Here is a 1844-nt window from a genome sequence, read left to right as displayed (position 1 = left end):
AGGTGCAGGCGGCCGAGGCCGCCCGCAAGGCCACCGGACCGGTCTCCGAGGTCAAGCTGACCGCCACCGCGACCCCCCTCGACCTCGGCGCCGGGCTCACCGTCCGCTCCTGGGCGTACGGGGACCGGCTGCCCGGCCAGGCGGTCCGGGTCACCGCCGGCGGCACCCTCGCCCTGACCCTGGCCAACAACCTCCCCGAGGCCACCTCCCTGCACTGGCACGGCCTCGCCCTGCGCAACGACATGGACGGGGTCCCGGGCCTGACCCAGCGGGCCATCCCCGCGGGCGGGTCCGTCGCGTACCGCTTCGCCGTCCCGAACCCGGGGACGTACTGGTTCCACCCGCACTCGGGCGTCCAGCAGGACCGCGGCCTGTACGCGCCGCTCATCGTCGAGGACCCCGAGGAGCCCCTCTCCTACGACGAGGAGTGGGTGGTGGTGCTGGACGACTGGATCGACGGGGTGGACGGCTCCACTCCGGACGCGGTCCTCGCCGAACTCCGCAAGGGCATGGACATGAGGGCGGGCGGCGGCCACGCGGGCCACGGCGGCGCCGCCCCGAAGACCCCGGCGGCCGGCGCCCCGCCCTCGCGGCTGCTCATGGGCGGCGCGAGCGACGTCCTCGGCAAGGACCCGGGCGACGTGGCGTACCCGCACTACCTGGTCAACGGCCGGACGGCGCAGGACCCCTCGGTCTTCACCGCCAAGCCCGGCGCCCGGATCCGGATCCGGATCGTCAACGCGGGCGCGGACACCGCCTTCCGCATCGCCCTCGGCGGCCACGAACTGACGGTCACCCACACCGACGGGTACCCGGTCGAGCACGCGAAGACCGACTCCCTGCTGCTCGGCATGGGTGAGCGGTACGACGTACTGGTGACCGCGCAGGACGGGGTGTTCCCGCTGACCGCGCTCGCCGAGGGCAAGGGCGCCTCGGCCTCGGCCCTCGCCCTGCTGCGCACGGGGTCCGGTACGGCGCCCACGGCCGCGACCCGGCCCGCCGAGCTGGCCGGGAAGCCGCTGACGGCGGACGCGCTGCGGGCGGCGGAGCCCGCCGTACTGCCGACCCGTACGCCGGACCGCACGATCCGCATCGAACTGACCGGCGGGATGGAGAAGTACGACTGGGCCTTCGACGGCAAGCCGTACACCCCGGACCAGCGGCACCCGGTGAAGGCGGGTGAGCGGGTCCGGCTGGAGTTCAACAACTCCACAACGATGTGGCACCCGCTGCACCTGCACGGGCACACATTCGCCCTCGCCGGGGGCGCGGGCGGCGCGCGCAAGGACACCGCCCTGATCCTGGCGAACTCGAAGCTGACGGTGGACTTCGACGCGGACAACCCCGGGCTGTGGATGGCCCATTGCCACAACGTGTACCACGCGGAGGCCGGGATGATGACGGTGCTCGGCTACCAGCGGTAGCCCCCTGAGGAGGGGTTCGCCCCCGGTCCGCCCGCGTGCGGACCGGGGACGGACCGGAGACGGACCGGGGGCGGAATCCCCTTGGAGCCGTCAGGGGCGCATGGCAGGCTTGGCGATCACCGCGTACGCCACCACCGTGAGGACTCCTGCCAGGTATGAGCACGCCCCCGAACCAGCCCGAGACCCCGTCCGGTACGCCGACGGAGCCCGCGGGCACGCCCATACCGGAGCCGGCCGCCGAGCCGGCGCAGCCGCTCTCCCTCCAGAAGACCCCGCAGCCGGAAGCCGTGCCCGAACCGGCACCCGAACCGGCAGCGGCACCGGCACCGGCACCCGAACCGCAGCCCGCCGCGGCCCCGGAGCCCGGGCCGACGCCCGAGCCCACGCAGCCGGCCCCCGCCCCCGCGCCGCAGCCCGCCC

General features: G+C 74.9%; 1 protein-coding gene and 1 pseudogene. Both read left to right on the top strand.

What is annotated here, in order from left to right:
• The coding region (locus ACS04_RS29390) for a multicopper oxidase family protein (RefSeq protein WP_048479855.1) at positions 1-1424 on the top strand (1424 nt) is incomplete at its 5' end.
• 155 nt (positions 1425-1579) lie between these two features.
• A pseudogene (locus ACS04_RS39050) lies at positions 1580-1844 on the top strand (hypothetical protein); the annotation flags it as partial.

Source organism: Streptomyces roseus, assembly GCF_001044425.1.
Lineage (GTDB): Bacteria > Actinomycetota > Actinomycetes > Streptomycetales > Streptomycetaceae > Streptomyces > Streptomyces roseus.
Note: the sequence above shows the minus strand (reverse complement) of the source record. Positions and strands in the feature narration are given on the sequence as shown.